Here is a 530-nt window from a genome sequence, read left to right on the forward strand (position 1 = left end):
ATCGCCTATACGACGTTTAACCTTCCGTTCGCTATCTGGCTGATGCGTTCGTTCTTTGACGAGGTTCCAGAGGCGCTTGAGGAAGCTGCGCGGATAGACGGCGCTACTCACTGGCAAGCGTTCTACAAGGTCGCGCTCCCGCTCGTCCTCCCGGGGATGGGTGCGACGGCGATCATATCGATCGTCTTCGCTTGGAACGACTTCCTGTTCGCGCTGATCTTCACCAACAGCGAGACGCAGACTGTTCCGGTCGCTGCCGCACAGCTCGTCACGCAGACCGGCACATTGTGGGGTCAAGTCATGGCGATCGGTGTCGTCATCCTCACGCCGATGGTTCTCTTCGGGCTGATCGTGAAAAATTACCTGGTTAGTGGCTTAACGATGGGGGCAATGAAGCAGTGACCATGCCTGACCAAAGAGACGCAGTTGACGGACCAAATCTGCAGGAAACGTTGGAGGAAAATGCCGGTATGTCCGCCTCTGAGGCGACAGTCTACCTCACGCTGGTCCGTTACGGAAAGCAAACGATG

At 56.6% G+C, this 530-nt stretch carries 1 protein-coding gene; it reads left to right on the forward strand.

What is annotated here, in order from left to right; translation table 11 throughout:
- Window positions 1-402, forward strand: a 402-nt coding sequence (locus ACFR9S_RS14725) for a carbohydrate ABC transporter permease (protein WP_379818958.1), incomplete at its 5' end; no start/stop codon positions are given.
- Between the last annotated feature and the right edge of the window lie 128 nt (window positions 403-530).

This window comes from Halolamina salina (genome assembly GCF_042678005.1).
Classification (GTDB): domain Archaea; phylum Halobacteriota; class Halobacteria; order Halobacteriales; family Haloferacaceae; genus Halolamina; species Halolamina salina.